Here is a 2,088-nt window from a genome sequence, read left to right on the forward strand (position 1 = left end):
CCGGAGGGGAATATTACAACATCATCGCCCTCGCGCCGGCACGGCCACAGCCCCGCCACGCCCTTCGCCGTCAGCCACTTCTCGGCAATGATCTGGTCGAGCATCTTCTGCGCATCCTCGAACAGATTGCGCGCGCTTTCCCCCACAATCTCGTCCTGCAGGATCGCCGGATAATTGCCCGCCAATTCCCAGGCGCGGAAGAACGGCGTCCAGTCGATCAGCTCGCGCAGATCGGCAAGATCCCAATCCTCGAACACATGCACGCCGGGCTGCTTGGGCGCCCCCGGCTTCAAGGTCATGTCCGCGACAAAGCCATTGGCACGCGCGGTCTCGATCGGAATCAGCTCGCTCTGCCCCTTATTGGCGCGCGCGATGCGAACGGCTTCATATTCGTCCGAGGTCTTCTGCACGAATTCGTCGCGGATCGTGTCGCTGACCAAGGTCGAGGCAACACCGACCGCACGGCTCGCATCGAGCACATGCACCACCGGCCCTTTATAGGCAGGCGCGATGCGCAGCGCGGTGTGCACCTTGGAGGTGGTCGCCCCGCCGATCAGCAGCGGCATCGTCATCCCCGCCCGCTGCATTTCCTCGGCCACCGTCACCATCTCGTCGAGCGACGGCGTAATCAGCCCCGACAGGCCGATCATATCGGCATCATTCTCGTTCGCGGCCTTGAGGATGTCCGACCAGGGCACCATCACCCCCATGTCGACCACGTCGAAGCCATTGCACTGCAACACCACGCCGACGATGTTCTTGCCGATGTCATGCACGTCGCCCTTCACGGTCGCCATGATGATCTTGCCCTTGCCGCGCGCGCCGGGCTCCTTCGCCGCCTCGATGAAGGGCAGCAGATGCGCCACCGCCTTTTTCATCACGCGGGCCGATTTCACCACTTGCGGCAGGAACATCTTGCCCGAACCGAACAGGTCGCCGACGACGTTCATCCCGTCCATCAGCGGCCCTTCGATCACCTCGATCGGGCGCGCGAAGCCCTGTCGCGCTTCCTCGGTATCCTCGACCACATGCAAGTCGATGCCCTTGACCAGCGCATATTCGAGCCGCTTGTTGACCGGCAGGCCGCGCCACTCGGCCGCCGCTTTCTCGGCCACCGCATCGGTGCCCTTGAAGCTTTCCGCCATCGCGATCAGCCGCTCGGTCGCGCCCTCGTCGCGGTTGAGGATGACATCCTCGCACGCGGTGCGCAGCTTGGGGTCGATCGCGTCGTAAATGTCGAGCTGCCCGGCATTGACGATCGCCATGTCGAGCCCGGCGGGGATCGCATAATAGAGGAACACCGAATGCATCGCGCGGCGCACCGGCTCATTGCCGCGGAAGCTGAACGACAGGTTGGAGAGCCCGCCCGAGATATGCGCGTGCGGGCAGCGCGCCTTGATGTCGCGACACGCCTCGATGAAGTCGACCGCGTAGTTATTATGCTCCTCAATCCCCGTCGCCACCGCGAAGATGTTGGGATCGAAGATGATGTCCTCTGGTGGGAAGCCGATGCCCATCAGCAAATCATAGGCCCGCGCGCAAATCTCGAGCTTGCGCGCGCGCGTATCGGCCTGGCCGACGGTGTCGAACGCCATGACGACGACGGCGGCACCGTATTGCATGACCTTCTTGGCCTGGGCGAGGAACTGCTCTTCCCCCTCCTTCATGCTGATCGAATTGACGATCGGCTTGCCGCTGACGCACTTCAGCCCGGCCTCGATCACCGACCATTTCGAGCTGTCGACCATGAACGGGATGCGCGCGATGTCGGGCTCGGCGGCGATCAGCTTGAGGAAAGTGACCATCGCATATTCGGCGTCGAGCAGGCCCTCATCCATGTTGATGTCGAGCACCTGCGCGCCGCTCTCAACCTGCTGCCGCGCGACTTCGACCGCCGCCGGATAATCCCCCGCCATGATAAGCTTCTTGAAGCGCGCCGATCCGGTAACGTTGGTGCGCTCGCCAATGTTGACGAACTGGGCGGTGGAGGTGGTGGTCATGGGTGTTTTTTCTTCTTCTCCCTCTCCCCGCTGGCGGGGAGAGGGTGGCCGAGCGAAGCGAGGTCGGGAGAGGGGCAGTACGCAAGTG

The 2,088-nt window shown here is 63.2% G+C and carries 1 protein-coding gene; it reads right to left on the reverse strand.

Going from position 1 to position 2,088, the window contains the following annotated elements; all coding sequences use genetic code 11:
- Positions 1 to 2,000 (reverse strand): dihydropteroate synthase (locus tag NW75_RS20185; RefSeq protein WP_033967182.1); only part of this gene is annotated, 2,000 nt, incomplete at its 3' end.
- Between the last annotated feature and the right edge of the window lie 88 nt (positions 2,001 to 2,088).

Origin of the sequence: Sphingomonas sp. Ant H11, from assembly GCF_000797515.1 — a bacterium.
GTDB lineage: Bacteria > Pseudomonadota > Alphaproteobacteria > Sphingomonadales > Sphingomonadaceae > Sphingomonas.